The sequence below is a fragment of the Sphingobium olei genome (genome assembly GCF_042678845.1).
GTDB lineage: Bacteria > Pseudomonadota > Alphaproteobacteria > Sphingomonadales > Sphingomonadaceae > Sphingobium > Sphingobium olei.
Genome location: NZ_JBHTLS010000066.1, coordinates 1 through 4,183 on the forward strand (window position 1 = coordinate 1; position 4,183 = coordinate 4,183).

8 protein-coding genes are annotated in these 4,183 nt (G+C 58.3%); 5 read left to right on the top strand and 3 right to left on the bottom strand.

Going from position 1 to position 4,183, the window contains the following annotated elements:
• A partial coding sequence (locus tag ACFQ24_RS04310; RefSeq protein WP_380909249.1) for a hypothetical protein occupies positions 1-244 on the top strand: 244 nt, incomplete at its 5' end.
• Positions 245-307: 63 nt separating this feature from the next.
• On the opposite strand, the gene ACFQ24_RS04315 is transcribed toward ACFQ24_RS04310, so the two are convergent.
• Together ACFQ24_RS04315 and ACFQ24_RS04320 are read right to left on the bottom strand one after the other, a co-directional pair.
• The gene (locus ACFQ24_RS04315) at positions 308-613 is read right to left on the bottom strand and encodes an alkylphosphonate utilization protein (protein WP_380909261.1); all 306 of its coding nucleotides are present in this window, start codon (positions 611-613) and stop codon (positions 308-310) included.
• A 26-nt stretch (positions 614-639) separates the two neighbouring features.
• Positions 640-903: a helix-turn-helix domain-containing protein gene (locus ACFQ24_RS04320; protein WP_380909251.1), complete on the bottom strand. Its 264-nt coding sequence runs from the start codon at positions 901-903 to the stop codon at positions 640-642.
• Positions 904-1,106: 203 nt separating this feature from the next.
• On the opposite strand from ACFQ24_RS04320, the gene ACFQ24_RS04325 reads away from it, so the two are divergent.
• The 3 genes from ACFQ24_RS04325 to ACFQ24_RS04335 all read left to right on the top strand — a co-directional run bounded on the left by ACFQ24_RS04325 (position 1,107) and on the right by ACFQ24_RS04335 (position 3,089).
• On the top strand, positions 1,107-1,304 hold the full coding sequence (locus ACFQ24_RS04325) for a hypothetical protein (protein ID WP_380909253.1): 198 nt from the start codon (positions 1,107-1,109) through the stop codon (positions 1,302-1,304).
• A gap of 211 nt (positions 1,305-1,515) precedes the next feature.
• On the top strand, positions 1,516-2,178 hold the full coding sequence (locus tag ACFQ24_RS04330; RefSeq protein WP_380909255.1) for a YoaK family protein: 663 nt from the start codon (positions 1,516-1,518) through the stop codon (positions 2,176-2,178).
• Positions 2,175-3,089, top strand: a complete 915-nt coding sequence (locus ACFQ24_RS04335) for a fused MFS/spermidine synthase (RefSeq protein WP_380909257.1) — start codon at positions 2,175-2,177, stop codon at positions 3,087-3,089. Before ACFQ24_RS04330 ends, ACFQ24_RS04335 begins: the two co-directional genes overlap by 4 nt.
• Positions 3,090-3,372: 283 nt before the next feature.
• Here ACFQ24_RS04335 and ACFQ24_RS04340 read toward each other — a convergent pair whose 3' ends face one another.
• The gene (locus ACFQ24_RS04340; protein ID WP_380909259.1) at positions 3,373-3,756 is read right to left on the bottom strand and encodes a hypothetical protein; all 384 of its coding nucleotides are present in this window, start codon (positions 3,754-3,756) and stop codon (positions 3,373-3,375) included.
• Between the two features lie 240 nt (positions 3,757-3,996).
• Between ACFQ24_RS04340 and ACFQ24_RS04345 the strand changes: the two genes are divergently transcribed.
• On the top strand, positions 3,997-4,183 hold a 187-nt coding region (locus tag ACFQ24_RS04345), incomplete at its 3' end, for a recombinase family protein (protein ID WP_380909206.1).

Sequence of the window (4,183 nt, forward strand, 5' to 3'; positions counted from 1 at the left end):
CAAAACCAACATCCCGATCTCGCCGCCTGAACATCCAGACGGCTGTTTAAGCTATCGAAATGAGGGGTCCCTTTTAGACGCCGATCACCCCGCTAACGGGGTCCTTTTTGCACGCCGATTCACAACCAAGGTCTTTGAGAAAGCTGGCTTCGGGCGTCACCTGGTCAGGATAAACACCCATATTTTCGACTACGACTTTTATGACCCGCTCGGTGATATCACTCATATGATCTCCCGCGTTTGATTTCGGATGTGCAAGCGGACGATCATCGGTCGTCGGCTCCGGGTTTTGCCGTAACCTTATACGTCAGCGCTTACGGACAAATTCCGCACGCAGCACGAGCCCCTTGATGCCGTCGTGCCGACAATCGATTTCCTGCGCGTCCCCGGTCAGGCGGATCGATTTAATGACGGTCCCACGCTTGAGGGTCTGGTTCGCCCCCTTCACCACCAGATCCTTGATGAGGGTCACGCTATCGCCATGCGCCAGCAGATTGCCGACGGCATCGCGAACCTCAACATGCTCAGCTTCCGCGCCACGATGCGCCAGTTCAGCCGCGCTCATCCATTCGCCGCTCGCTTCATCATAAACATAATCGTCGCTCTGCTGCATCATCTAATCCTTGCTCTTTTTTCTCTTCAGCGTTGTTCGGAGGGCGCGTCCCGCAACCGTACGCCGCGCCCCTTGCCCTGGCTGGGCGCATTGTCACCAATGAGTTCGATGCCGGCTCGCTCCAGCGCCGAAATGACCCTGACAAGCGAATCCACAACGCCCCGCACCTGCCCGCCGGAGGTCTCCATGCGCTGGATCGTCGGCAGCGATACGCCGGCGAGCGCCGCCAATTCCTTCTGGTCGATGCCGAGCAAGGCGCGCGCCGCCCGTACCTGCTGTGATGTAATCATCCCCCTTTATGATGTCTCAAACATCAGAGTTCAATCTTTGAAATTGATGTTGCATATGCTAGGTGGGCGTTCGTATCCGTGTGCCTTCGTGCGTGAACCAGGGAGTTAAACTGTGAATAGGCTCCTGAGTGAAGGCATCGCGGCCGTTCAGAATGTCAGAGGCTGCGTTGAGTATCAGTAACGATTCAGATGGATTCGCCTCCATGGAGAGCGCGGGCGTTCCCGATGCGGCCTTTGGAGAAACTATCCGAAAGCTGGTGAAGCGCTTGCCGCAATGGCTGCGCGCCGACCTTGCCTCACCGGATTCATTACAACGCGAACGGGCGGAAGAAGCCTTGTTTGCGATGGCCATGGCCTGCCTTGGAACTGCGGACAGTTCGCAGGCAAACGAACTACCGTGAAGCTGAGTGAGCGTTTCAGGGGGTTCCTTCTACTTCAGAACATGATGCTGAAGGATTTCATCCGAGATAGCGTGGCCAATGGGTCGATCGCAACCGAGGATGCAACACGGCTGAACCGGGTTGCAACCCTCAACCTCCAGGAAATTGCCCGGTGGGACAGGGATCTTTCGAGTGGCGGTGGAAGCAGGCCGCCCGGCCAAGATCGCGCTGAATGAACCGGTACGACCAAAAAATATGGGGGCTTGCGGCGTGTTTCGCCGCACTCGCAGGTTATGTCGATGCTCTGGGATTCCTCTATCTTGGGGGCTTTTTCGTCTCCTTCATGAGCGGGAATTCGACGCGGCTTGCCGTCGGCCTGAGCACGCATGTCTCGGACGCGGCGACGGCGGCCGGATTGATCGGTTCGTTCGTGATCGGTGTCATGCTGGGGTCGCTTTGTGGCCGGATCATTCAGCACTCCAGGCACAGCGCGCTCATATATCTCATCGCGATCATGCTATCGATGGCGGCGCTACTCGCCATGTTCGGCGCGAATTGGGCAGCAGCCGCTGTTCTGGCAATGGCGATGGGCGCGGAGAACGCGCTCTTCGAGCGCGATGGAGAGGTTCAGATCGGCCTGACCTATATGACCGGCACGCTGGTGAAGTTCGGGCAGCGCCTGCTTTCCGCGCTGATGGGCGGCGATCGCTTCGGATGGTTGCCCTATTTGTTGCTGTGGATTGGTCTCGTGACGGGTGCCATCCTGGGTGCGCTGAGTTATCGGCTTGTGGGGCATTCGGCGGTCTGGGTCGCCGCGGGCGCGGCACTGCTTTTGGCGTCATGGCTTCATCACCGGCCAGTCCCCCTCGCAACTCCCAAGAAAGTGGGCAAATGACTGACGTATCCGCGCGCTCTGCGGACATCGATCTCGATATGTTTCACGATCTCGTCTTTGACTTACGCCTCGAACGCCCAGAGCCTGGCTCGGCTCTTCCTGATCGCTATGAGAGCGCCGGACATATTCCGGTTTCGCTGGACACACCCTTCGGGCCAACCGGTCCGATGCTGTTTCGCTTTGGAGACATACTATCGCTCTTGTTCGGTTGGTCGGCCGTTCAGAGCGGCATGCGGGTCAGTGATCCCGATCATCTCCTCTTCGATTATACACGCGTGATGATGGGGTTCAGGCTGTTCAGGGCAGCACCCAAACATATCGAGATGATCGGGCTGGGCGGCGGATCCCTCGCCAAGGCCTGCTATCGTTCCCTGCCCGATTGCGAGATCACGGTGATCGAGATCGATCCGGACGTGATCGCCCTGCGGCAGCAATTCCACATTCCGCCGGACGATCACAGATTTCGCGTCATCTGTGCCGACGGCGCCGACTATCTCGCTGCGTCCGCGGGCAAGCCGGATATCCTGTTCATCGACGGCTTCGACAGTAAAGGCCTTCCCCCGACACTCAGTCAACAGGGCTTTTATGATAACTGTCGCGCACGTCTCGGTCCTGACGGCCTGTTGGTCGCCAACCTTTGCGACAATTCCATGGCCTTCGCGACGCTCGTTCGTCGCATAGCTGCAAGTTTCGATGGTCGGGCGATCGCAATTCCAGCTGAACGGAGAGGCAATCGCGTCGTTTTCGCCAGCGCTGACCGCACCTTCCCTCCCTCGTTTGAGATGCTCGGCACCGCAGCGAAATCTCTGCCTTGTCAGGAGGTCGTCGACTATTCGATAAAGGCGCGGCGGATCATGCCAGCTCTGCGTCGATGGGCGAAGCGTCAGCCCCCTTCTCAGATAAGGCTCTGAAACGCTCGCCAGCTTGCGCAGGGCCGGGCGCCAACGAATCAAGCCGTGCGTGCGCGGATGATATATTCCACTGCCGCCGGGACGCAGTAGAAGTCATCGTCGTATGCGCCCGGCAGCTTAAAAAGATTCTGATCTGAACCAACACGACGATGATCGCAGTGCCGGCGATCCCCAGGAGCCACGGGGGCCAGTTCATCGATTGAGTGATGCTCGCTTCCCTTACCCTATTGCGATGGGATCGCTATCGGGGTGCGATATGGTCTACCCTCGATAACAGCAACATTCAGGCCTGGCTCTCGCGCGGCTGATCATGAATGAGACGGCCCAGTTCAGTAAAGACTTTGGCGAGATCGTTTCTCGAGGCGCGTTCGGATATCCATCGAACGACGAGCCTCACATTCATCAGCGCGAGGACGGTTTCTTGCGCTTCGGGCAGTTCCCCGCTCACGGTCGCGGCGCGGACCCTGATGCCGCAAGCGACTTCGGCGGGGACCGGCATGAGCGGACCACCCCACGAGATAATCTGTTCGAGATCGAGGCTCAGGTCCTCGGCAAGTAAGCGATAAAGATTCCCGGGCAGGCGGTCAGCATAGATAACCTTGAGACACCGTTCCAATTCGGCCTCGTCCATGGGGACCAGGAATTGATGATTGGTTCTTCGCGCCATATCCGTCCCTCGATGTTGCCATTCTGTGATGTCGAGCAGAGACGCTGTTGTTCACGCTCTCTCACGAAATTGTAAAGCCGATCCCGCCGCAAACGATGCAACCCGTTATTGGTTATGGCCGAGCAAGGGCAAAGGCATGTGCTGCGCACCGGAGCAGTCCATTCTCCGTCCCTTCGATGGGCGACTGATTTGGCCTGAAGAATAGATCATGTTACGTTTTCCGTGATCGAGGAGACCGAAATGACCCGCGCAGCGCTTTACGCCCGCTATTCCGATGACAAGCAGAGCCCTGCTTCCATTGAGGACCAGTTCCTGATTTGTCGGGAGCAGGCTGCCCGTGAAGGCTGGCGCATTGTCGGCAGTTACAAGGACGCTGCGATCTCCGGCGCCAGCGTGATCCTGCGGCCAGGCATCCGGGCGCTGCTGC